The sequence below is a fragment of the Tenacibaculum sp. SDUM215027 genome, assembly GCF_050566205.1.
In the GTDB taxonomy this organism is placed as follows: domain Bacteria; phylum Bacteroidota; class Bacteroidia; order Flavobacteriales; family Flavobacteriaceae; genus Polaribacter.
On the sequence record NZ_JBNXUE010000005.1, the window covers coordinates 24,056 to 49,772 of the forward strand.

17 protein-coding genes and 3 tRNA genes are annotated in these 25,717 nt (G+C 32.7%); 3 read left to right on the forward strand and 17 right to left on the reverse strand.

Features of this window, described 5'->3' with window-relative positions:
* Window positions 1–19 precede the first annotated feature (19 nt).
* Window positions 20–3,088, reverse strand: coding sequence for a SusC/RagA family TonB-linked outer membrane protein (locus ACQYZ7_RS11740; protein ID WP_430729935.1), 3,069 nt, complete (start codon window positions 3,086–3,088; stop codon window positions 20–22).
* Window positions 3,089–3,264: 176 nt separating this feature from the next.
* Window positions 3,265–6,975 (reverse strand): two-component regulator propeller domain-containing protein, encoded by a 3,711-nt coding sequence (locus ACQYZ7_RS11745; protein WP_430729936.1) that lies wholly within the window; start codon window positions 6,973–6,975, stop codon window positions 3,265–3,267.
* 273 nt (window positions 6,976–7,248) lie between these two features.
* Between ACQYZ7_RS11745 and ACQYZ7_RS11750 the strand changes: the two genes are divergently transcribed.
* On the forward strand, window positions 7,249–7,452 hold the full coding sequence (locus ACQYZ7_RS11750; RefSeq protein WP_430729937.1) for a hypothetical protein: 204 nt from the start codon (window positions 7,249–7,251) through the stop codon (window positions 7,450–7,452).
* Window positions 7,453–7,685: 233 nt separating this feature from the next.
* On the opposite strand, the gene ACQYZ7_RS11755 is transcribed toward ACQYZ7_RS11750, so the two are convergent.
* The 15 genes from ACQYZ7_RS11755 to ACQYZ7_RS11825 form a co-directional block, all read right to left on the reverse strand.
* Window positions 7,686–8,609 carry a PorP/SprF family type IX secretion system membrane protein gene (locus ACQYZ7_RS11755; RefSeq protein WP_430729938.1) on the reverse strand — a complete coding sequence of 308 codons (924 nt, stop codon included), beginning with the start codon at window positions 8,607–8,609 and terminating at the stop codon, window positions 7,686–7,688.
* A 4-nt stretch (window positions 8,610–8,613) separates the two neighbouring features.
* Entirely contained in the window at window positions 8,614–9,843 is a 1,230-nt protein-coding gene (locus tag ACQYZ7_RS11760) for a gliding motility-associated C-terminal domain-containing protein (protein ID WP_430729939.1), read from the reverse strand.
* Window positions 9,844–9,872: 29 nt separating this feature from the next.
* A complete protein-coding gene (locus ACQYZ7_RS11765) occupies window positions 9,873–14,744 on the reverse strand; it encodes a beta strand repeat-containing protein (RefSeq protein ID WP_430729940.1) in 4,872 nt (1,623 codons plus the stop codon).
* Between the two features lie 698 nt (window positions 14,745–15,442).
* Window positions 15,443–16,309: a hypothetical protein gene (locus tag ACQYZ7_RS11770; protein ID WP_430729941.1), complete on the reverse strand. Its 867-nt coding sequence runs from the start codon at window positions 16,307–16,309 to the stop codon at window positions 15,443–15,445.
* An 11-nt stretch (window positions 16,310–16,320) separates the two neighbouring features.
* Complete coding sequence (locus tag ACQYZ7_RS11775; RefSeq protein ID WP_430729942.1) at window positions 16,321–16,536, reverse strand: hypothetical protein; 216 nt, start codon at window positions 16,534–16,536, stop codon at window positions 16,321–16,323.
* Window positions 16,537–16,635: 99 nt separating this feature from the next.
* Window positions 16,636–17,064 carry a hypothetical protein gene (locus ACQYZ7_RS11780; protein ID WP_430729943.1) on the reverse strand — a complete coding sequence of 143 codons (429 nt, stop codon included), beginning with the start codon at window positions 17,062–17,064 and terminating at the stop codon, window positions 16,636–16,638.
* A gap of 75 nt (window positions 17,065–17,139) precedes the next feature.
* Window positions 17,140–17,727, reverse strand: coding sequence for a toxin-antitoxin system YwqK family antitoxin (locus ACQYZ7_RS11785; RefSeq protein WP_430729944.1), 588 nt, complete (start codon window positions 17,725–17,727; stop codon window positions 17,140–17,142).
* A gap of 207 nt (window positions 17,728–17,934) precedes the next feature.
* Window positions 17,935–18,807 carry a hypothetical protein gene (locus ACQYZ7_RS11790; RefSeq protein ID WP_430729945.1) on the reverse strand — a complete coding sequence of 291 codons (873 nt, stop codon included), beginning with the start codon at window positions 18,805–18,807 and terminating at the stop codon, window positions 17,935–17,937.
* 5 nt (window positions 18,808–18,812) lie between these two features.
* Window positions 18,813–19,943: a GIY-YIG nuclease family protein gene (locus tag ACQYZ7_RS11795; protein WP_430729946.1), complete on the reverse strand. Its 1,131-nt coding sequence runs from the start codon at window positions 19,941–19,943 to the stop codon at window positions 18,813–18,815.
* Between the two features lies 1 nt (window position 19,944).
* A complete protein-coding gene (gene tssD, locus ACQYZ7_RS11800) occupies window positions 19,945–20,589 on the reverse strand; it encodes a type VI secretion system tube protein TssD (protein ID WP_430729947.1) in 645 nt (214 codons plus the stop codon).
* Window positions 20,556–20,735, reverse strand: coding sequence for a type VI secretion system tube protein TssD (tssD, locus tag ACQYZ7_RS11805; protein WP_430729948.1), 180 nt, complete (start codon window positions 20,733–20,735; stop codon window positions 20,556–20,558). The genes tssD (ACQYZ7_RS11800) and tssD (ACQYZ7_RS11805) overlap by 34 nt, the downstream gene beginning before the upstream one ends.
* A gap of 361 nt (window positions 20,736–21,096) precedes the next feature.
* Window positions 21,097–21,170: transfer RNA gene (locus ACQYZ7_RS11810), tRNA-Arg, on the reverse strand.
* A gap of 29 nt (window positions 21,171–21,199) precedes the next feature.
* A tRNA-Pro gene (locus ACQYZ7_RS11815) sits at window positions 21,200–21,274 on the reverse strand.
* Window positions 21,275–21,297: 23 nt separating this feature from the next.
* Window positions 21,298–21,379 (reverse strand) — tRNA-Ser (locus ACQYZ7_RS11820).
* 92 nt (window positions 21,380–21,471) lie between these two features.
* The gene (locus tag ACQYZ7_RS11825) at window positions 21,472–23,514 is read right to left on the reverse strand and encodes an HD family phosphohydrolase (RefSeq protein WP_430729949.1); all 2,043 of its coding nucleotides are present in this window, start codon (window positions 23,512–23,514) and stop codon (window positions 21,472–21,474) included.
* A 208-nt stretch (window positions 23,515–23,722) separates the two neighbouring features.
* Between ACQYZ7_RS11825 and ACQYZ7_RS11830 the strand changes: the two genes are divergently transcribed.
* Entirely contained in the window at window positions 23,723–24,898 is a 1,176-nt protein-coding gene (locus ACQYZ7_RS11830) for an acetyl-CoA C-acyltransferase (protein WP_430729950.1), read from the forward strand.
* A gap of 23 nt (window positions 24,899–24,921) precedes the next feature.
* Window positions 24,922–25,695: an NlpC/P60 family protein gene (locus ACQYZ7_RS11835; RefSeq protein WP_430729951.1), complete on the forward strand. Its 774-nt coding sequence runs from the start codon at window positions 24,922–24,924 to the stop codon at window positions 25,693–25,695.
* Window positions 25,696–25,717 lie beyond the last annotated feature (22 nt).

Below are 25,717 nucleotides of genomic sequence, written 5' to 3' on the forward strand. Positions count from 1 at the left end.
CTTCTTTTTTTTTATTTTGTTATAATGACAATGATATTCCTGCTGAGATAGTTCTTGATGAAGGGTATCTTCCTACATCTAACCCTTTACCTCCTACTTCAGGATCCATTCCATTATAGTTTGTGATTGTAAATAGGTTTTCTCCTGAGACATATACTCTTAATGATGACTGACTTAATACAGAACTCATTTTACTTGTTGGCACTGTATAGCCAAGTGTTACGTTTTTAAGTCGTAAGTAAGAAGCGTCTTCTAAATACCAACTTGAAGCCGTTCCGTAAGTTTGGTTATTGTCTTGTGTTGATAATCTTGGAATATTTGTGTTTGTATTTTGAGGAGTCCAAGCATTTAACGCTCCATTATCTAAATTATACCCTTGTTGTGAAGCATTGAAAGCTGTAAACTTATACGCATTGAACACCTTAACTCCACCTACCCCTTGAAAGTTCATGTTCAAATCAAATCCTTTATAATCTAAGTTTAACCCTAAATTATAGGTTACTTCTGGTAAATAACTATCCATAAAAGCACGGTCGTTATTATCTATTTTACCATCGTTGTTAGTGTCTTGAAATTTAAAATCTCCCGGTACTGCGTTGGGCTGTATTAATTGCCCATCTTTACTATGTGCATTGATTTCTTCTTGTGATTGGAAAATTCCTAAGTAAGGCACTAAATAAGTAGCGTATAATTCTTTTCCTACTACAGATCTGTATGGATATAATGTACTTCTAACATTATCTGAATGTGCTATATAATCAATTCCACTACTGTTATACCCATTAAGGTTCTTTAATTCATTATCAAGAAAACTAGCGTTTGCACTAATACTATAATTTAAATCTCCTACATAATCTTTATACGAAACTGCAAATTCATATCCTGTGTTTTTAACTTCTCCTCCATTTACATCAGCAGCCGACGTTCCTTGGTGAATATCTTCTAGTCCAGGAATAATCATTCCCTTTGTGGTTTTCTCAAAATAATCGGCAACAATAGAAAGTCGATTGTTGAATAAATTCATGTCAATTCCAAAGTCTAAAGATTCTGAAATTTCCCATTTAAGGTTAGGGTTTGATTGTCTTCCTACATACGTACCTTTATCGTCTAAAGAACCATCTGCTCCTAAAATAACATTTGTGGTGTTTAAAGGAACATCAAAAGAGTAATACCCTACAGAGTTGATATTTCCTATTTGTCCCCAAGATGCTCTTACTTTTAAATTATTGATAGCTTCAATATTAAAGAAATCTTCTCCTGATATTTTCCATGCTGCTGAAGCTGATGGAAAATAGTCTGCTTGATTTTCTTTTGCTAAACGTGAGGTTTCATCTCTACGGATACTTCCTGATAAGAAATACTTACCTTTATAGTTATATAGTACCCTTCCTATTGCAGAAGTTAAAGCGTCTTCGTACACGTCTGTTTCTGGAGTTCTAATTACTGATGCATTAGACATGAATTGATTGAAAGGTTCTTCACTACTAAACCCTTCTCCCTGCTGAAAATAGTATTCATAATCGGTAAACTGTGATGAGTAAACAGCAGTAAGATCTAAGTTATGGTCTCCAAAACTCTTTTTATAACTTAACTGATTATCCCATACCCAACGCTTAGTATCTGAGTTACTCTGATATAAATAATTGTTTAAATTCGTTCTTCCTAACTCAGGAATTTTTGGAGAAAACTTTTTATATTTCGTATCTGTAGTACTATAACTATAACTCGTTTTAAATTTTAATCCGTCCGTAATATCATAGTTAAGATATACATTCGCATTTAAGTAGTTAACTGGATTACTAATATCTGGACGTAACAACAAAGCTACAGGATTGTACACATCTCCATAAGCACCTGCATAATTTGATAAATTTTCTGGTACTACTCCGCTAAAGTTTCCGTTTGCATCGCGTATTGGTGCTGCTGATGGCATATACAATGCATTTACAATACTACCTGAGTAAGAACTTGTTGAGTTTGTACCTACAGATTCACTTCTTGAATAATACACGTTTTCACCAACTGTAATATTATCTGTAAGATGTATGTCTGTTTTTACTCTAAAAGAAAAACGCTCTGAATAGGTATTTAATAATAATCCTTCTTTTTTATGATATCCAAAAGATGTCATATAATTCATCTTATCGGTAGCACCACTTATATTCATATTGGTGTTGTACATAGCTCCTGACCTAAAAATAGCATCCATCCAGTTGGTACGTGTTACTTGACCCCATGGATTTTGTTCTGCATCGTGAGCAGATTGCCTTGGAGCACCTGCATTATCTGCCGCCATATTATATACATCTGCTTGTTGCTTTGCATTTAAAGGCGTAGGTAATTTAGCTGCTGATTGCACACCGCTGTAAAAGTCAAAACTAATTCTTGGTTTTCCTTTTTTTCCTTTTTTAGTTTCAATCACAATAACTCCAGAAGCTGCTTGTGCTCCATAAATGGCAGCAGCTGCTGCATCTTTTAGTATTGACACCGATGCAATATCATTTGGATTAATCGATGGACCATAATAAGGCACACCATCTACAACCGTTAGTGGCTCTTCATTTGCAAAAGAACCATACCCTCTAATAACCACTCTACCATCTTCAGATGGATCTCCTCCTTGTTGCAAAACTGTTACCCCAGATACGCTTCCTTGAAGAAAATCATTTAACGTAGATACTGGTCTACTAGACATTGACTCAATATTTTCTACGGTTGAAATCGCTGAAGTAAGATCTCCTTTTTTTGCACTACCATAACCAATTAGTACTACCTCATCTAAAACGTTCGACTCTTCATTAAGCGCTATTGAATATTCTTGGTTTCCTGAAAAAGGAAACTCAGTTTTTTGAAACCCTATAAAAGAAACGATTAGAGTTCCTTTCCCTTTATTTACACTTAACGTAAACTTACCATCAAAATCAGTTGCTGTTCCATTCTCACTTTGCTCTTTAATAAGAACAGTTGCTCCGGGAATGGGTTCACCGTCTGTTTTAGACACAACGGTACCTTTTAAAATAGTTTGTGCTACCGTTCCGGAGACTACTCCGAAACACAATAACAACATAAATAAATAGTATTTTTTCATTTGATAATTTAGGTTTTGATTCTGAGACGAATCTATTTCAAGATGCTTTTTAAAAGGGGTCAAATGGTTTCAAAAAGGAGTACTTATATTTCAAAAAGCCTCATAAAAACACCTTAATTCTTACACTTTTGTTTCAGTAACCTTCTGCTAACATTAGCCTAATCTGAAGCTAACTTTTATGCTACTACTTTTTGTTCTTTGTAAGCTTTAGGACTCATATTAAAATGCTTTTTAAATTGCCTGCTAAAGTATTTTGGATTGGCAAAACCGCACTCAAAACTAATTTCTGAAATGTTTAATACATTTTTACCTAATAGGTGTTGTGCTTTTTGAAGTCTTAGGCTAATTAACACTTCTGAAGGAGATTGTTTGAGTATTTCTTTAAAAACACGATAGCATTTTACTTTAGATGTTTCTAATTTCTCTTGAAGACTTTCGATATTAAAAGTATGATCATGCAAGCACTCATGCATATAAGTAAGTGCTTTTTTTATTAACTTTTCGTTTGGTGAAAGTAATTGCCCCTCTTTATGATTCTCTATCCATTCTACATTCGTTTTTGTATCAAATAGAGTTTTTCTACTACTTAAAAGGTTGTCTAATTTTGCTTGTAAAAAATCTTTACTTACAGGAAGTTGAATAGTACTATCTATTCCTAATTTAGTAACTTCTTCCATTTGGAAATACCCTATCTCTTCAGAAACATATAGTATAGGGCAATGGGATATTTTTTTATTTTCTCTGCGTTTTTCTAGAAATTGTAGTACCTCTTTATTTAGTTTTACATCATAAAATATTATAGAGTCTATATTCAAACTTGAAAGTGCTGAAAAGATCTTGTTTATATTACTTTCAAATATTAAATGATATTCTTCCGCTCTTAATAAAGATTGTAATATTCCATAATTCATCTCATTACTTAGCACCAATACTTTATGTTTATCTTTTGGAAGTTCATCTATCATTCCTAAATGATTCCATTGTATCATTGAAGCTTTTTCTAATGTTGTTTTATAAAATGGTACTTCGACTTTTATTGAAACAACTCCTTCTTTTGAGTTATTTACATCTATTCTTCCGTTTAGCTGTAATAGTAGTTCTTTTGCTGCATTATAGTAAGGACTATATCGTTTTAAACTCTCAATATTATCAGATAAAACTCTGCTATCTGAATCTACTTTTAATATTAGTTTACTATCTTTTACTGTATAAATTACTTGTATACTACTACCTTGATTACTATACTTTATAAAATCATTAAAAACATATTTAAACAAAAGTTTAAAATGTAGTAAATCTATGGTTACCCACTCATCTTTTACAGGGGTTTGATAGCTAAGTTTTATTCTTGATTGTACTAACTTTCGTTCTAAGTTCTTTGTTAAACTATGTAAGAAAGCATTAATTTTTATTACTGATTTTTCTGTAGTTTTTATATGGCTTACTTGCTCTAAAAAATCCCATTCCATTAATACATCTACCATAGCTTGTGTTTGACCAACTAGTTTTGTTTGTATTTCCTTTGGTACGCTATTATGTTGACTATATTGCTGTATTTGCATTAATGGTTTTTTAAATTCTGCCAATACAAACGTCTTAAATTTATCTATTTCAAAGTCTTCATTTTTTAATTTATGATGTAAAGCCAGTACTTCTTCCTTTTGTTTAAAAATTTCACGATTTTGGTCTTCGAGCTTTACATTAGCTTTTACCAGGTCTTTTTTCTGCCTATCAATTACAGTAGTTCGTTCATTAATTTTTTGTCTAAGTTTTTCTTTATAAATCTTATCCTTACGAACCTTATATCCAAAACCAAGAACGATAATCATTACTCCTGCTGATGCCAACATCCAAACAAACCAAGAGGTTTTGTAAAATGGTGGAGTAATTATTATATGAATAGAAAATGTATCTGCTTCAGCATTACTTAGACTATTTTTCACTTCCAAGGTATATTCTCCAGAGGGTACGTTTTTATACAGAATAGGGCTCTTTTTTAATACCTTCCAACCCTTATTTAAGCCTTTTAATTTGTATAAAATTGAGTTGTTATTATTTTTTCGATATGAAACTGGAGTTATATGTAAACTGACATTATTTTCTGAAAATGTTTTTTCTATTGTATTACCGTTGTTTTCAACTCCATCTATTTCAAGAACTAATTGAGGTATATTTTTATTAAATTCTATTAGTTCAGGTGCAAAATAGTTGACTCCATTAATTCCTCCAAAGTACAGTACTCCCTTGTCATCTTGATAATAAGATCCTTCTGAAAATTCTGGTGCCTGCCATCCTTCTTCTGGGTTTAATACATTTACTTTATAATCTTCTTTATTAATTGAAGTAAGGCCTTTTGTTGTGCTTACCCATATATGTTCTCCTTTAGGAATTATACTATAAACCATATGACTAGGCAAACCTTCTTTTTCTGAGATTGTTTTTACTACTCCTTTTTGGTTATCATAAACTGTTACTCCTCCCAAAGTTGCTATCCAATACAATCCTGTTCTCTCATCTTTATCAATGCTATACACACTATTACCTGTTAAACCTTCTTCTGTAGTAATGTAACGCTTACTTCCATCATTAATATTGAATAGAACCACCCCATAGTTTTCGGTCGCTAAAACCAGTTCGGTATCGCTTACAAGAATATCTCGAATATGGTATGGTTTTAAAGACTCACTTCCTGTGAAATCTTCAAACTTATTTTCTTTTATATTAAATACTGCTACCCCACCCCAACAAGCAAACCATATTTTGTTACGCTCTGTTTCTGTCATTGCATAAACCCTATTTGCTGCCAATAATGGGTATTTATTCGTACTATAATAAGAAGTTTCTGTTTTTTTAACATGAATAAGTCCTGCATAGGTACCAACCCAAATAGAACCATCTGTTGCCGTATATAAACTACGTATTCTTTCCCAATCTTTATTTTCTTTTGCTCTTTCTAAGCGTTTCTTTACAAAGCATTTATCTGACTTACTATATTTATACAATCCTTTGGTGTAGTAGCCTAACCAAAGATCATTCTCATCATCCTTAGTTATCGCTCTTACAGTTTCTCCTGGCAAATGTTTGTAATCTATAGGGTGAGGTGCAATAGTGTTTATGTATTCAGACCCAACATAAGCCATACTTAATCCTCCATCTTTATGTCCCAACCATATATTCCCGAAATCATCTTCATATATTTTTTCTATTTCATTTCCTGTAAAACTGTAAGGGTTATATAAATCGTAGGTATAGTGCTCTATTTTTGTTTCGTGAATATTTACCTGATTATTTCTTATTACATAAAGCCCACTTTTTCTTGTAGCATACCATATATTTCCTTTTCTGTCTTGATAAGATTCATTAATAATTACTTCAGGAAATTTATTGAGTAATAATTGATCATTAATTAGTTGTTTGTTTGTTTTTACTTGTGCTTTGTTTACGTTTAAGAAACTCGTTCCATCAAACTCTAAATATTGTCCACTTTTAGTTTCTACTACAAGATTATTTTTCTTTGATAACTTTAGGTTAACGGGAGTTTCAGAAAAATAAAAGTTTTGAAAGACTGATTGATTTATGAACCTACTTACGGTATTATTATCTGTTAAACACCAAATAGTTTTAGATCCATCTCTTTGTAGGCTATAAATTACATTTCCTGCAAGAGAAGTTGAGTCGTTACTTATATGTTTGAAAATTTTAAAATCTTTACCATCATAACGATTAAGTCCATCCCAAGTAGCAACCCATAATCGCCCTTTATTATCACTTATAATATCATTTACTGAGTTATTAGAGAGCCCGTCTTCTGTAGTTAACGTTTTAAATTTTAAAGATTGACCAAGACTAGTAGTAACAATTAAAAAAAAGAAAAAAAATAACCTCATACCTAACAATTTCATCTTTTATAACTGACAAAATTACTTTAGTAGAAACACAAATTAACAATAGTAAAATTAAGTTTTGATTACCCAAATGTTAAGTCCTGAACTACCTCATTATAAAAATCACTATGCTAATTGTAGGTTATGCAGATAATGAATTTAACACCTTTTATTATCTAATTATAAAATAAGGGAAAACCATACTTATTTTATGTTTTTTAACACGTCACACCTTTGATAACTTCTTATATTTAAAGAAATTACAAAACAAACACTATGTTAAAAAACATTTCAAAATTAGGTTCTAAATTACCTAAGAACAAACAGAGAAATATTTTAGGTGGAAAAAGTGCTACAATTGGTTCAGGTCTTTCTAAATTATGTTCAGAAGGTCAGTTTGCTTGCCTATGTAATTTCCATTTTATTGGTTGCTATTCAAGTACAGGTTTATGTGAAAACTCATGTAAACATCATTTTTAGCCCTCTCTAAACAACAAAAAAGCTTTACTAGTTTTATAGTAAGGATTTTAAATAATAAATTAGAGATTGTATATTCCTGCCCCTAGAGAAGCTGCTACTTGCCTTATGCCTATTAGTGGTGAATGCTGTGGCTTATGGGATTAAGACTAAACTATAAAAGCTGTTTAAAAACAGCTTTTATAGTTTTCTACAATTAAAACAAGTATATTCTTCATATAAAGTCTTCTTTCTATCTAAAAAAACCTTGGTTGTCTATATGTATTTTCTCTTGAATTAAAATCGAACAATAATAAAAACTCATGTGATCCTGAACTAAATTCACCTAGATTAGATACTGTGTAATCATATGCATAACCTAATCGTAGGTCTTTTCGGATTTTAAAATTAATTATAGCACTCCATGAATCATCTATACGATGAGCGACTCCAAACTCAACTTTATTATTCCATAATAAATTTAACGATAAATCTAATGACAAGGGGGATGAATCTGCATACTTAACTAATACTGAAGGTTTTAATTGAAAGTCGTTTTTTAAATCTATCACATATCCTGCTGTTAAAAAACCATGCATTTTTTCTGATGCCTTGGTTATTTTTCCATTTGATCTTTCAAAATGTAACGTTTCTAATAGGTTAGGTATAGAGGCTCCCACATAAAAATTTTCTTTGTAATAAAATGCTCCCACACCAAAATTCGGATGGGTTTTGTTACTATTCTGACTAAATTGGGGATCATTGGATTCTACTTGATTTAACGTTAATAATCCGATCTGTTGAAAAGTTGCTCCTGCTTTTAATCCAAAAGCTAGTTTAGCATTTTCTGATGTGTTAATCGTAAAAGAAAAATCAGCATAAGCATGTGTTTCACTTACTGGACCTATTTTATCATGAATTAAAGATAAACCTAGCCCTATTTTTCTACTTACTGGACTATGTATAAATCCACTAAATGTTTTTGGGGCTCCACTAACACCTACCCATTGAGATCTCGCCAATAATCCTAAACTTATTTTTTCTTTACTACCTGCATAGGCTGGATTAATTATTGACATATTATAAATATACTGAGTGTACTGAGGATCTTGTTGAGCGAACATTTTAATGCTTGTACTTACCAATATCACTAACAGTATTAAATATATTTTCTTTTTCATATAGTTATTTATTTAAATACAACCAGCCTTGATATGGTTTTGTTACCCCATCATTAAAATCTACTACATACCAATAAGTAGCGGCTGGCATTTCCTTTGTATCTCCTGTTAATGTTAATTTACCATACGATTTCCCATCCCACCAAGTCGGATTCAACTCATTATTATTACTATAGTCATAAACTACATTACCATACCTATTGTATATTTTTATTTTAAATTTAGGATATGCTTCCGCCAAACCTGGTATTACAAACTCATCGTTAACACCATCACCATCTGGAGAGAAAGAATTTGAGGCAGAAAAGTCTATAACAGGATCGATAATTCCTCTTTTCTTTTCACATGCTAATGTAAAAACACCATAACCTGAAACTTTCGCGGTTATACTTTTACTCGATAAATCTATACTTATATTTTCTCTTTCTTTAATCCATTCTTCTCCATTCCATCGTACAATCATTATTTTGCTTGGGTCTGAATAAATAACTTCTGGTGTGGTTACGTTACTCCATATTAAGGTTAGTTCTACCAACTCTTCATTAGATTTATTTTTAATTTCCCAAAACTCATTCATATCTATTAAACCAATATCTTCTTCTTTTTTATTAAAATCTATATTTGCTTTTTCCCAATTAAAACAGACATAAAAATTTGTAATTGGATCTGAAGGTGGTGAAATAGTTACAACTCTAGGAACAAAAGTTTGCGATTTATAGTCTCCAACTGGAAAAGTAAAGCCTTCATTCCCTCTTTTTTGAACTTTATTATTCACATAACTTTTACTACTAACACCTATATTTGTAGCCCCATTTAAATAAGTTACTATACCTTTTTCTTCTGCTTCTAAAATTCCATTTTCAAAAAATGTAGTTCCTACAATTTCTATTTCTTTATCTAAATTAAAAGCTAAATCAGTAGTTTCATTATCAAACTCCACAAACATAAAACTAGACGTTCCTCCTCCAGTTATGAACTGTTTATCATTACCTACAAAACTTGTATAACCTGTTTCTTTATTGTTAGAAAACTTGAACTTTCCATTATTTGTGAAATTTTTAAACAAGTACAAGTCACCATCATTTGTAATTGCCCCATAATCTTTTATTTGTATATCGTCATGGATACTTACTAATGTATTTTCAGAAATATAAAGAGTTCCAATGTTTATCGTTTGAGCTTTCACTGCTATAACAAAACACACAATTATTGATGAGAGTATGTTTTTTTTCATAATTATTAATTTTTAAATAGTATTTATAATTATAAAGAAGTACTATTAATTTTATACCAATAATAGTCTGTCCCGTCAAAACCGCATTGTATTGTTATGGAAGTGTTCGTTCCTAATAAAGATATTCCTCCTGAACTTAATCCAGATCCTTTTATAGTACCTCCACCAGTGATATTTAAATTTAAAGCTACCGAAAGACCAATTAACAACCCATTTCCTGCTCTATTTACAATTATTAACTTATTTCCTAAGTTACTGCTATTGGGGGTTGGTATTGTTATATCATCCCCTAACCCAAGATTTATTAACCCGGTTTGCTGAATTATTACCGTTCCATCTGTATTATCAATAGTTGTGCTTGAAGTTGGGTTTTTAACAACTCTTATATTATTCAACCTAGCTAAAGAGGCGTTAATATTTGCAATATTTGTTTGGTTAGTCGTTGCTAAAGTATTGTTCCCTGTAACATCTCCTGCAAGAGTAGAAGCTCCAATATCAACAGATCCACCATTAACCAAACTAACTGTATTACCACTCAAGCTCAAATCTTGTGTATCTGAATCAACAATAACCCAAGTTATTCCATCACTAGTTTTATATAATATTCCTGAAGCTGTATCAGTATAAACCTGACCTGCAACACCTGTAACTGTACCGTTAGGATCTCCTGTGCCAGATAAAGCACCATCTTGTCCAGCTGTTCCTGTATCTCCTTTTAACGAAGTAATAAAATCAGCTTCGGTTCCACTGTTTCCTGCATCTAACCAAATTTGATACGCTGACTTTCCATCTGTACCGTCTGATCCATTAGTTCCTGTTGCTCCTGTATCTCCTTTTAAGGATGTGATAAAGTCAGCTTCGGTTCCACTATTTCCTGAATCTAACCAAGTTTGATAGGCAGATTTCCCATCTGTACCGTCTGCTCCATTGGTTCCTGTGGCTCCTGTATCTCCTTTTAATGAGGTGATAAAATCAGCTTCCGTTCCACTGTTTCCTGAATCTAACCAAGTTTGGTAAGCAGATTTTCCATCTGTACCGTCTGATCCATTGGTTCCTGTGGCTCCCGTGTCTCCTTTTAAAGAAGTAATAAAGTCAGCTTCCGTTCCACTATTTCCTGCGTCTAACCAAGTTTGATAAGCTGATTTTCCATCTGTACCGTCTGCTCCACTGGTTCCTGTTGCTCCTGTGTCTCCTTTTAACGAAGTAATAAAATCAGCTTCGGTTCCACTATTTCCTGCATCTAACCAAGTTTGGTACGCTGATTTCCCATCTGTACCGTCTGCCCCACTAGTTCCAGTTGCTCCTGTGTCTCCTTTTAACGAAGTAATAAAATCAGCTTCGGTTCCACTGTTTCCTGCATCTAACCAAGTTTGATACGCTGATTTCCCATCTGTACCGTCTGCTCCACTGGTTCCTGTTGCTCCTGTGTCTCCTTTTAAGGATGTGATAAAATCAGCTTCGGTTCCACTATTTCCTGCATCTAACCAAGCTTGATACGCTGATTTCCCATCTGTACCGTCTGTACCACTAGTTCCAGTTGCTCCTGTGTCTCCTTTTAAGGATGTGATAAAATCAGCTTCGGTTCCACTATTTCCTGCATCTAACCAAGTTTGATACGCTGATTTCCCATCTGTTCCGTCTGTACCACTAGTTCCAGTTGCTCCTGTGTCTCCTTTTAACGAAGTGATAAAATCAGCTTCGGTTCCACTATTTCCTGCATCTAACCAAGTTTGGTACGCAGATTTCCCATCTGTACCGTCTGCCCCACTAGTTCCAGTTGCTCCTGTGTCTCCTTTTAACGAAGTAATAAAATCAGCTTCGGTTCCACTGTTTCCTGCATCTAACCAAGTTTGATACGCTGATTTCCCATCTGTACCGTCTGCTCCACTGGTTCCTGTTGCTCCTGTGTCTCCTTTTAACGAAGTAATAAAATCAGCTTCGGTTCCACTATTTCCTGCATCTAACCAAGTTTGGTACGCAGATTCCCCATCTGTACCGTCTGTACCACTAGTTCCTGTGGCTCCTGTGTCTCCTTTTAAGGATGTGATAAAGTCAGCTTCGGTTCCACTGTTTCCTGCATCCAACCAAATTTGGTACGCTGATTTCCCATCTGTACCGTCTGCTCCACTGGTTCCTGTTGCTCCCGTGTCTCCTTTTAAAGATGTGATAAAATCAGCTTCGGTTCCACTGTTTCCTGCATCCAACCAAGTTTGATACGTTGACTTTCCATCTGTACCGTCTGCCCCACTAGTTCCAGTTGCTCCTGTGTCTCCTTTTAAGGAAGTAATAAAATCAGCTTCCGTTCCACTGTTTCCGGCATCTAACCAAGTTTGGTACGCAGATTCCCCATCTGTACCGTCTGATCCATTAGTTCCTGTGGCTCCTGTGTCTCCTTTTAAGGATGTGATAAAGTCAGCTTCGGTTCCACTGTTTCCTGCATCCAACCAAATTTGGTACGCTGATTTCCCATCTGTACCGTCTGCTCCATTAGTTCCTGTTGCTCCTGTGTCTCCTTTTAACGAAGTAATAAAGTCAGCTTCGGTTCCACTGTTTCCGGCATCTAACCAAGTTTGATACGCTGATTTTCCATCTGTCCCGTCTGATCCATTAGTTCCTGTGGCTCCTGTGTCTCCTTTTAACGAAGTGATAAAATCAGCTTCGGTTCCACTGTTTCCGGCATCTAACCAAGTTTGATACGCAGATTCCCCATCTGTACCGTCTGATCCATTGGTTCCTGTGGCTCCCGTGTCTCCTTTTAAAGAAGTAATAAAGTCAGCTTCGGTTCCACTATTTCCTGCGTCTAACCAAGTTTGATAAGCTGATTTTCCATCTGTCCCGTCTGATCCATTGGTTCCTGTTGCTCCTGTGTCTCCTTTTAAGGATGTAATAAAATCAGCTTCGGTTCCACTGTTTCCAGCATCTAACCAAGTTTGGTAAGCAGACTTTCCATCTGTACCGTCTGATCCATTGGCTCCTGTGTCTCCTTTTAAGGATGTGATGAAATCAGCTTCCGTTCCACTGTTTCCTGAATCTAACCAAGTTTGATAAGCTGATTTTCCATCTGTACCGTCTGACCCATTAGTTCCTGTTGCTCCTTTTAACGAAGTAATAAAGTCAGCTTCCGTTCCACTATTTCCTGAATCTAACCAAGTTTGGTACGCTGATTTCCCATCTGTACCGTCTGTACCACTAGCTCCTGTGGCTCCTGTGTCTCCTTTTAACGAAGTAATAAAATCAACTTCGGTTCCACTGTTTCCGGCATCTAACCAAGTTTGATAAGCAGATTTTCCATCTGTGCCGTCTGATCCATTGGTTCCTGTGGCTCCTGTGTCTCCTTTTAAGGATGTGATAAAATCAGCTTCGGTTCCACTGTTTCCTGCATCTAACCAAGTTTGGTACGCAGATTTCCCATCTGTACCACTAGCTCCTGTGGCTCCTTTTAACGAAGTGATAAAATCAGCTTCGGTTCCACTATTTCCTGCATCCAACCAAGTTTGGTACGCAGATTTCCCATCTGTTCCGTCTGATCCATTAGTTCCTGTGGCTCCTGTGTCTCCTTTTAAGGATGTGATAAAGTCAGCTTCGGTTCCACTATTTCCTGCATCCAACCAAGTTTGGTACGCAGATTCCCCATCTGTACCGTCTGCCCCACTAGTTCCAGTTGCTCCTGTGTCTCCTTTTAACGAAGTAATAAAATCAGCTTCGGTTCCACTGTTTCCTGCATCTAACCAAGTTTGATACGCTGATTTCCCATCTGTACCGTCTGTACCACTAGCTCCTGTGGCTCCTGTGTCTCCTTTTAACGAAGTGATAAAATCGGCTTCGGTTCCACTATTTCCTGCATCTAACCAAATTTGATACGCTGACTTCCCATCTGTACCGTCTGATCCATTAATTCCTGTGGCTCCTGTGTCTCCTTTTAAGGATGTGATAAAATCAGCTTCGGTTCCACTGTTTCCGGCATCTAACCAAGTTTGATACGCAGATTCTCCATCTGTACCGTCTGTACCACTAGCTCCTGTGTCTCCTTTTAAGGATGTGATGAAATCAGCTTCGGTTCCACTATTTCCTGCATCTAACCAAGTTTGGTACGCTGATTTCCCATCTGTACCGTCTGCCCCACTAGTTCCAGTTGCTCCTGTGTCTCCTTTTAACGAAGTAATAAAATCAGCTTCGGTTCCACTGTTTCCTGCATCTAACCAAGTTTGATACGCTGATTTCCCATCTGTACCGTCTGATCCATTAGTTCCTGTTGCTCCTTTTAAAGACGTGATAAAATCAGCTTCGGTTCCACTATTTCCTGCATCCAACCAAGTTTGGTAAGCAGATTTTCCATCGACTCCAGATGACACAACTGACTCCCATGAACTTCCGTCTGAACTATAAACCGCCCCAGAGTTAGTATCTACATATAATACGCCTGTGACAGGATCTATAGAATTACTAACGGGTGACCCTATTCCTGTTAATAATTTATTTTCTCCTAAAAGAGATGATAAATCAACTGACTTTGAACCTCCATTTTCCAGCTCTATAGTTAAAGTATTAGAACTGTTTAAAAAAAAACTTGTTATTTGTTGATTATCTGCTTGTGTGGCAATAAGGTTTGAGACTGTAGTTATATCGACTAGCTTTTCCCACAGTACTCCATTCCAGTAATAAAATCCTTTTCCTGAAATTTTATTCGTATTATAAACTAATAAACTTTCATTAATTGTAGCATCACTTACTGGTGAAGCTGTACTTAAATTATCAATATTCAATCTGGGTATTAATAAGCCTTTTGTATTTGACTTAATCTCTAATTGGGCAGATAGGTTAGGTGTTAAGGTTCCTATTCCTACTTGTGCTGTAGTTGTTACACTTAAAATTAAGAGTACGAGGGTAGCTACTTTTTTCATTATTTTCTTTGTTTGGGTGGGACTTCTTTGCAATCATGTATTACATTTAATTAAGCTTTATTAATAAATTAATTCTAATGTTTTTTCGAGTAAGTATAGGTGTTATATCAGCACTGTCTTCATAGCTAAAGGCGATAGATTTGAAGAAACACCTAAACAAACTGATTTACAACACACTAACCTCTTACAATTTACTAAAAAAAAATGATTTTTACGAGTGCTAATTTTAATTCATCTCAATTACTAGGTAAAATCCCCTAAGAACAACTCTTTTTATGAATGAAAATAATTCGAGCTATACAGTTATTTAAAGTTGTTTGATATTTAAATAAGATACTATTAAACAACAAAAAAGCCTCATTAATCTTTTGACTAATAAGGCTTAATTGTGTATTTACAATTTCTAAATTTTCTATTTTATTTAAAAGCTTTTGTTTTTTACTATCCAAATGATATGGAATAGTAAATAAACCAGTGGAAAACTCCTTTCTTTTTTATTTAATATTATATTCCTTAATACATAAAAAAGAATTCTTATTTTGAAACTACTTATATTTTTAAATAGCTTTTTATTGTTGTAATAAAGATTTATTGCATAAAAAACTACAATGTTTCTAACCACTGTAGTTTTCTCTAAAAAAATGTTTTTATTTTTTAACTAAACTGTTCAATTAATATATTACTACAGTCTCTATTAACTACAAATAGCTACTCCACGATTTTTGCCCTTCCTGCATTTCTTTTTCAGGGTATTGTTTGTTGTACTTTTTATATTGACTTCCAAAAAAAACAGGCACATTTTCAGCAGGAGTTGTATCAAAATCGTTGATAATAGTTGTTCCTAAAGTGTATAATTGTCTTAAGTTAGGCATATCTTTAACAAACTTAATAGACGTTAAATTTTTACAGTCTAAAAGTTTTAAAACCTCTAATTCTTTCAATTCACCAATTGGATTAAAATTTTGTAGTTTCCAACAAATATCAAATTCTAAAAATTTTAACTTTTGTAAAGTTGTAATATCTGAAATGTCTGTTAAACTCCTAACACCTCCGAAAGACACACACTTTAATTTGGTTAAAGTTTCAATTCCTTTTAAAGATTTAATTTTTGCTGTTTTAAAACTTAAAGTTTTTAAATTGGTTAATGAACTTAATTTAGTTAAATCTTTTTCATCAAATTCTGTAATTGATAAATGTTCTAAATTTTGAAGCTTATCAAAATTAGTTATCATCTTTTTATTCCACCATAATGATAAGGTTTCTAACTCTTTTAATTTTTCAAAATCCACAGGATACATGGTATGTAAATGCAGGTACTTCAAACTTGTCATATCATACAAAAAATCATAAGAAACTCCTTCTCCATAAGGAGAAAGATTAAGCCCCTCTATATCTTCAAAGTATTTTAAAAATTCATTAAAAAAATTCTTTCTATTAATTTCTCTACAAACCCTTATACTATCAATACCTCCTTTATCATATTCTTCTCTTGCTAATTTTAAGTCAGAAGTCTCTCTTAAGTCTAACCTTTTATATTTTCCATTAAATAAATTGACAATGTTCATATTAAAATAAATTAAAATGTTGAAGGTAAATTATATTTTTTTATCACCTTCTCAGCTGCTTCATAAAATTCTTTTTCTCCTAATGGAGTACCTAATTTATACCTACCACCAACAGGGTTAACTTTATTTAGTAAATATTTTCCTTTTCTTGAAATTTCTCCTCCATATTTCTCTAAAATAATGTATTGTTCATACAGCTCTCGTTCAAGCTTTGTAGAGCCTTTCATTTTATGAATTATAGAGTCGCTCTCTACAACGTTATGAAATAATTTACCTCGTTTAGGATTAAAGTGCTGAATGAAACGCTCTTTGAATTTGAATCATGATTAATCAATAGGTCTATTTTTATTTAATAGTTTAATATATTCATCATAGGAAAGTCCGTTTATTGAATCTTGCTTTAATTTAATGAGTATGGGTATCTTTAAATTATCGAACATGATTTTTTTAGGAATACACCCTTTATTTGCAGCGTATATGTATGATTTTTCATCATTTTTTTTAGGTTTAAAATTGTAAAAAGTAAAGTTTCCATCAAAATCAGAACCTGCATAAATTTTGGTAGAATCATTATAATACAATAATAAAATTGCTGAAGTATACTCCTTTGGTTGTGGAACTGGAAGTATCTTACCTGATAATAATTTTATCTTTCTATTTTGTTGTTTCTCTGTAGTTGATATAACCTTGATTGGAGCTACTTTAGTAGAGCAAGAAAATAAGAATAAAATAATAATGTATATATACCTTTTCATTTAGTTATGACTCTAAGTTGAACACCCAATTATTATGAGAAACGAGCTAAAAAAGGAATATATAAATAACCTACTCTATTGATTAATTAAAACCCCTTTTTTATAATATTCTCTATGCGTTTCATTACCTTTTTCATCATAAAATATCCAATAGCCATTTTTTTTTCCTTTCAAATATTGACCTTCTTCCTTTAATTTCTCTGTTCTGAAGCAGTAATTTTTATAGTACCCTGTTCCACTACGAAAAGTAGTTTTATATTTAGTTTTCTTGTTCTGGGTATAGATGATATAATTTCCGTCCAAAAGACCTTTAATGTTATAATTGACTATTTTTAAAGTATCATTATCTATTAAATAAACCCATTTTTTAAAAAACTTTCCTTTTTTTATATAGCCTCTCTTGTCCATGTCTCCACTTTTCGTAACAATATCATCGCTTATACCACAGTTATTTATATTGATTGAATAAAAACCATCTTCTAGAATATCCTTACTTTGTTTGTCATAAAAACTATTATCTATTTTTTCAATTTCCCACCAAAAATATAACTTCACAATATCTTTTGCTTCTTCATTAGAAACAGAAACAATAGAAGGTTTAGTGTGTTTTTGAGAAATACACGATACAAGAAGAAAACTTAAAATAATAATTAATCCCTTCATTTTTTATTTAATATTATATTCCTTAATACATAAAAAAGAATTCTTATTTTGAAACTACTTATATTTTTAAATAGCTTTTTATTGTTGTAATAAAGATTTATTGCATAAAAAACTACAATGTTTCTAACCACTGTAGTTTTCTCTAAAAAAATGTTTTTATTTTTTAACTAAACTGTTCAATTAATATATTACTACAGTCTCTATTAACTACAAATAGCTACTCCACGATTTTTGCCCTTCCTGCATTTCTTTTTCAGGGTATTGTTTGTTGTACTTTTTATATTGACTTCCAAAAAAAACAGGCACATTTTCAGCAGGAGTTGTATCAAAATCGTTGATAATTGTTGTCCCTAAAGTGTATAATTGCTTTAGCTTAGGCATATTTTTAACAAACTTAATAGATGCTAAATTTTTACAGTCTAAAAGTTTTAAAACCTCTAATTCTTTCAATTCACCAATTGGATTAAAGTTTTGTAGTTTCCAGCAAATATCAAATTCTAAATATTTTAACTTTTGTAAAGTTGTAATATCTGAAATGTCTGTTAAACTCCTAACACCTCCGAAAGACACACACTTTAATTTGGTTAAAGTTTCAATCCCTTTTAAAGATTTTATTTTTGCTGTTTTAAAACTTAAAGTTTTTAAATTGGTTAATGAACTTAATTTGGTTAAGTCTTTTTCATCGTAATCTGAAATGGTTAAGTGTTCTAAATTATTATTTAAAGCTTCAATATTTATGATTTTCTTTTTTGAATATACATAAATGTGTAATTGTTTTAATGTTTTTGGAAGTTTTTCACAGTCTAAAATAAAGTCAACGTCTTTATATAAGGGAATAACCAAACCTTTCAGATTAGGTAATTTATAAACAAAAGAGTTTTTCACACCATACTGCATCCCTATATCTAAAAACTCCGTGTTTCTAAAAATCTCAATAAACTTATCAACAAACTTTTGATTATGTTTACCAAAAAGTCTCACTGTATATTTGTTCTTTAAAAAATCAGGGTTGATATTAACCAAACTAGAATCTGGTTCAACCATTAAATATGGAGCGTCTTTAAAACCTGATAAATACATATTATTTAAAAATTAGGAGAGTTAAAAGTTGTTGGTAAATTATATTTCTTTGCAATAACGGTAGCTTTTTCCATAAAATCATCTAATTCTTTGGTGTTTTTTAAATCAAATCTTCCTCCAACTGGATTTACTTTATTTAATAATTTTGCTAAAGGGTTCTTGTCTGGGTTTATTTGCCCTCCATATTTCTTTAAAATAATATACTGCTCATACATTTCTCGTTCAAGCTTTGTAGAGCCTTTCATTTTATGAATTACAGAACCACTTTCTACAACATTGTGAAATAACTTACCTCTTTTTGGGTTAAAGTGTTGAGTAAAACGTTGAAATACATTACCAGATTGTCCTACATAACCTTTAATATCATCACCATTTTTAACAATCAAGTCGTATACCCCTTTTGCTTCATCGGCTTTTGTTATCTTTTTTAAAGCTTTTGCTTTTTTTACAATTTTTGCTGCTGTTGCAGTAGTTCCAAAAAAAGGAATCATTGCTGCAAAACTTAAGGCAGCATCAGCATAGTTTCCTCTAGCAAGTGATATAACTCCATTAATACAATCTGCTACCTCTCCAACAGCAGGAATCATACCCACAATATCTAAAGCAGTTTGTGTTGCATCCATCCATTTATCCCAAGTGGTTGGTTTCCCTTCTTTTTCTCCATCATATTCATTAATGGTCTCCCATTGTAGGGGCTGAGAGCTTGGTATAATTGAATTATTCCTAAATTCGGGATTATCTACATATTGTTTATCTGGTAATTTTAATTCTCCAAAGTCTACATCTGGAAAAGCTACTTTAGCCTCTGCTAAAGTTCCTTCAAAAGTTCCATTAGAGTTTTTATAATACCAAACCTCTTCGCCTCTCGAAGTTACTTCTTGCTTAAACTGACTAACTACAATTGTCCCTCTTTCAGTTACCGTTGCAGCTGTATTATACTTAATCTGAGCAATACTTTCACCTACATTAACAAACTCATGTTTTACTTGCATTAATGAAGTTCCTTCTTCATTAACTTTAACAATGTTTGTCCCCTTTTTTTGGTCTTTTATTTCTCTATCAATATCCTGAACAGGAATAATAGTTTCTTTTTCTACTTTACCTTTATAAATAACTTGAAATTTATTTTCGCTCATTTTATTCTAATTCTTCGTTATCCTCAGATATTACAAATACAGGTATTTTATCTGTATCTGATTTTATTTTATAACCTTCTATCGTATTATTTTTAATCCTCTCGTTATTATAGGTAAAGTCTATAACCTTATCATTTAATTTTAAATCCACGATTTCCCCAACCATATTTTTACTTTCCAAAACCAAATAGGCTTTTTCTCCATAAGTTAGTTTTATACCTTTTTTATAGTCTTTATCTGTATAATAAAAGTCAATTATTTGAGATTTCTTTGTTGATTTATTATTCTCTTTCGATTTATAAGGAGTTTCTTTTATAGGGAGTATAAAACTTTCTTGCCAAGGTTTTATATAGCGAGTAGGACTTTTTCTTCTCCAATCTGAACTATTATTAAAAAAACGATAATCTTGCATGGCAGGAGAGATGGTTAGAGTAACATACATACCTTTTTGGTTGTCAAAAACCTCATAGTAGTTGATAAGTGCTCCATCTTGAAAGTTGTATTGGAATAGTTCTACTCCATCAAAATCATCTTCGTAAAAGACTACTTTCCCATCTCTTAATTGATAAAGATTAAAAGGATAACGTATTTTTTTATTGTCATTTCTATTGGCTATAATCCATTCAATAAAGGTGTCATCATACATTTGTGATTCATAGGTAACTGTAAAACCCCTCCCATTAAGGCAGATGTGGGTTTACCATTCCAATCAGTTAGTCGATTATAGTTTAAACTACTAGAAAGTAACTCTCTTTCTTCACCACAAACAAAGAGTTTGGCTTTTATATTCATTGATATTTTTTTGGAGGTAATACAATTTTTTGAGTTTAAAGATATAAAACATTATTAAAAATAGATAATTAGCTTTATAATTTTTGAGCTATTATAACTAATTATCTCATTTGAGCAGTAATAGTGATATTTTAAAACTTAAACTTCTCTACAATTTTCGTAAATATACTACTCTAGTATGTTAGTAAAAAAATGGTACACCAGAACAAAAAGTGGTACACCAAAATGTACACCTTAAAAGATGCTATTTGATTAATAAGTTATTGTAATTAAATAATGAAGAAAGTCCTTATAATAACTGCAACCCCATACAAAACCTACAAAAACAAAAAAGCCTCACTAATTAAAGTGAAGCTTATTGTGAGCCCGATAGGATTCGAACCTATGACCGCCTCCTTAGAAGGGAGGTGCTCTATCCAGCTGAGCTACGAGCCCGTAGTTTTAATGTTTCTACGAAAACAGTGTCGGGGTGGCAGGATTCGAACCTGCGACCTCCTGCTCCCAAAGCAGGCGCGATGACCGGGCTACGCTACACCCCGATTGGGTCATCTGCAATTTTTTGCGGAGAGACCGGGATTCGAACCCGGGCATCCCGAAGGATGACAGCTTAGCAGGCTGCTGCATTACCACTCTGCCACCTCTCCTTTAATTCTTGTCGAAACGCGAACTAAAAATTGCGAGTGCAAATGTATAACTATATATACGTTTCTACAAACTTTTTTAATAAAAAAATTACCTATTCTGGATACTCAACTCGTAAGTGATAGATATTCATCAACTTATTCTTAATAATTTTTTTAATTTTTTCTATTTCTCTAAAAGTAATATCAGAATTTATGAACTGATTATCGTTTTTTTGCTTGTCTACGATACGATCAATTAAATTATCTATAGATTGTGCTGTTGGGTTTTTTAAACTTTTTGAAGCTGCCTCAGCTGCATCACACATCATTAAAATAGCAGTTTCTTTTGAAAATGGAATCGGTCCTTGATATTGAAACTTTTTTATGTCTACATCTGGATTCTCTTCTTGTTCTTTTTTATAAAAGTAATAAGTGACACTTGTTCCATGGTGTGTACGGATAAAGTCTATTATTCTATCGGGTAGTTTATTTTTTTTTGCTAGTTCAATTCCGTTAATTACATGGTCTAAAATTATGCGTGCACTATCTTCTGGTAACAAATCGTTATGAGGATTTACTCCTGTGGATTGATTTTCGGTAAAATACATCGGATTTACCATTTTACCTATATCATGATACAATGCTCCTGTTCGTACTAACATAGAGTTAGCCCCTATTTCATTCGCTGCTGCTTCTGCCAAATTAGCTACCTGCATAGAGTGTTGGAATGTTCCTGGTGCTTTTTCATTTAAATCTCTTAATAGCTTTGAATTCGTATTAGAAAGCTCTAATAAGGTTACATCAGAAACTAACCCGAAAAGTTTTTCATAAAAATAAATGAAAAACACTGCTAAGAATGATAATAATCCGTTGGCAGCAAATAACCCAAAGTACATCCAATTTATTTTGTCTGCATTTCCTTCTTTTAAAATAGAAAAAGCTAAATAAGTTACCATGTAAATTAGCGTAATTTGTCCTATCGACATAAACAAACTCGCTCGTTTATATAATTCTGAAACAGTTAAAATAGTTACAATTCCTGCAATGATATGTAAATAAATAAACTCAAAACTATTAGGTACAATAAACCCTAATAATAACACTGTAAGTACATGTGTAAACAGCCCTAATCGAGCATCAAAAAAAGCTTTTAGCACTATTGGCAAAATACTTAGCGGAACAACATACAAATAATCTGAATTGTACTTTACCACCATGGTTTGCACAAAAATCATTAAAAAAACATTAAAGAAAATAAACGTTACTTTATTGTTATCGTTAAATATTTCAAATCGATATCTTTCAAGAAATAGCAATAACATTAGTAGTGCTAAAGCCACTAAAATTGTATACCCAAAAACTATCCAGTTGTAATTAGACTTTGTCCAAATCCTTGAGCTTGAAGCTACTTCATACGACTTTAAAACGTTGTATTTTTTACCTTCTACAATATCACCTTTTAAAATAATTAATTCGCCTTTTGATACTTTCCCCTTTGCATAAGAAATACGTTCTAAACGTTCATCTAATTCCTTTTCACTGTATTTATAATCATAAGTTACATTAGGTCGTAAATTACTAGACAAGTAGTTTATAAGTAAACGCTGTTTGTAATGCTGAAGATCTTCTGTATTGGTTCGTAGAAAACTTAAAACATCTTTAGATTGCACTAACCTTGAAAACGGAACATCATCAATAGAATTCCCTTTTCGTAACACCACTACATCTCCTCTACTTGCTTTATTATTACTTGCGTCGTCTAAAAAACCATACAAGTATATTTTATCAATAAGCTTCTCTCCTTTTTTAATTAAATCTCTAATCCCACTAGTTGATAAAGAATCAAGGTTTGTAACTTCATTAGTAAATGAACGTAACACCTCTGCTTTTATCGATGTATCAACTACAAAATATTTTTTTGAACCACTTTCAAGCTCCTTTTTTTCTTCGGCTATTTCTTCAAAAGTTTTTTGAATAGCAAAATCAAAAGGAGCATATAAGTTATCATATTGCCAAGGTTTTCCTTGCGGAAAATCGTACTTAAACTGTCCTCCTTTAGGAAATAAATACACTATGGCAGTAACTGTAATTAGAAACAACAATACTTTGTAAATTATCGTGTTATTCTTATACAGTCTATTGATTAAATCGTTCATTTTTGATGTTTATAAAATGTAAATATAACCTTTCTCTATAATTTGAGTACTTATTATAAAATGGTTATTTTCGCAAAACAAATCTTAATACAATTCATCCAATACATGAAAACAACAGTAGTAAAATAATTATTAAGCAATCAACAGCTTTATTATTTTGGTCACTTTATAGTTATTGGGATAAATAAAAATTAACAAATAGTAGCACATGAAAGAAGTAGTAATAGTATCGGTTGCAAGAACTCCAATTGGTAGTTTTTTAGGAACTTTATCAACTACGCCAGCACCAAAATTAGGTGCCGTAGCAATAAAAGGAGCTTTAGATAAAATTAACTTAAAACCAGAAATGGTTGAAGAGGTTTTTATAGGAAATGTAGTTTCAGCTGGTTTAGGACAGGCACCTGCACGTCAAGCTGCAATTTTTGCTGGAATTCCTGATACTGTACCATGTACTACTGTAAATAAAGTATGTTCTTCAGGAATGAAATCTATCATGTTAGCGGCTCAAACAATTGCTTTAGGAGATGCTGAAATTGTAGTTGCTGGAGGTATGGAAAATATGAGTATGATTCCTCATTACCAACACGCTAGAACAGGTTCTAAATTTGGACCTATCAAAATGGAAGATGGAATGCAGAAAGATGGATTGGTAGATGCTTACGAACAAGTTGCCATGGGTGTTTGTGCTGATGAATGTGCTACAGAATATGGGTTTTCAAGAGAAGATCAAGATACTTTTGCTATTGAATCATATAACCGCTCTGCGAAGGCATGGAGCGAAGGTAAATTTGCTGACGAAATAGTACCTGTAGAAATACCTCAACGTCGTGGTGAGCCAATTATTTTTTCTCAAGATGAAGAATATAAAAACGTGAAAATGGAAAAGATCCCTGCTTTACGTCCTGCATTTACAAAAGATGGAACCGTTACTGCTGCCAATGCTTCTACCATTAATGATGGTGGAGCTGCGTTAGTATTAATGTCTGCTGAAAAGGCTGCTGAATTAGGATTAACTCCATTAGCAAAAATTAAAGGGTATGCAGATGCTGCAAATGCACCTAAATGGTTTACTACTGCTCCTGCAAAAGCGTTACCAAAAGCCCTAGCTAAAGCTGGAGTCTCTATTAATGATGTTGATTATTTTGAGTTAAACGAAGCTTTTTCTGTGGTTGGATTAGCCAATATGAAAATTTTAGGATTATCGGCTGATAAAGTAAATGTAAATGGTGGAGCTGTTTCTTTAGGACATCCTTTAGGAGTTTCTGGAGCAAGAATTATAATTGCCTTAACTTCTATTTTAAAACAAAACAATGCTAAAATTGGTGCTGCTGGAATTTGTAACGGTGGTGGTGGTGCTAGTGCAATGGTAATTGAAAGAGTTTAATATTTTAAAGCCCCTACTAGCAGATGTCCTTTGGAATTTGTAATTTAAGTATTGTTCCTCTTCGATTAGAACCTTCTGATGCTTCAGAAATGGTAAATCAAGTTGTTTTTGGTGAACACTTTGAAGTTTTAGAGAAGACTAAAAAGTGGAGTAAAATTCGTTTAGCTTTTGATAATTATGAAGGCTACATCGATAATAAACAATACGAAGAAATTTCAGAAGAAATACATATACTATTATCAAAAGAAAAGAAGCACTATGCTGGTGAGTTAATTGATTTTATTACAGATAATAAGAGTAATTTAACTACTATTCCTATGGGAGCTCGTCTTCCTTTATTTAAGAAGAATAAAATCAGTATTAACAATACTTCTTTTTTATACGAGGGCAAAGTCTGTAATAGTAAATTAGCTAAATCTGCTATTGTAGAAACTGCTTTTTTATTTTTAAACGTACCTTATTTATGGGGAGGTAAATCTCCTTTTGGAATAGACTGTTCAGGGTTTACACAAACTGTATATAAGTTATGTGGGCACAATCTTTTACGCGACGCTAAGCAACAAGCTACACAAGGTGAAGTACTTAGTTTTATTGAAGAAAGTGAGCCTGGTGATTTGGCCTTTTTTGATAATGATGAAGGTATCATTACTCACGTAGGTATTATTATGAATGATTATAATATTATTCATGCACACGGAAAAGTCCGTATAGATAAGTTAGACCATAGTGGAATTTATAATGTTGATACGCAGCAACACACTCATAAACTTAGAGTTATTAAACGTTTAGTTGATTAGTCTATTTAACTTTATAACATAA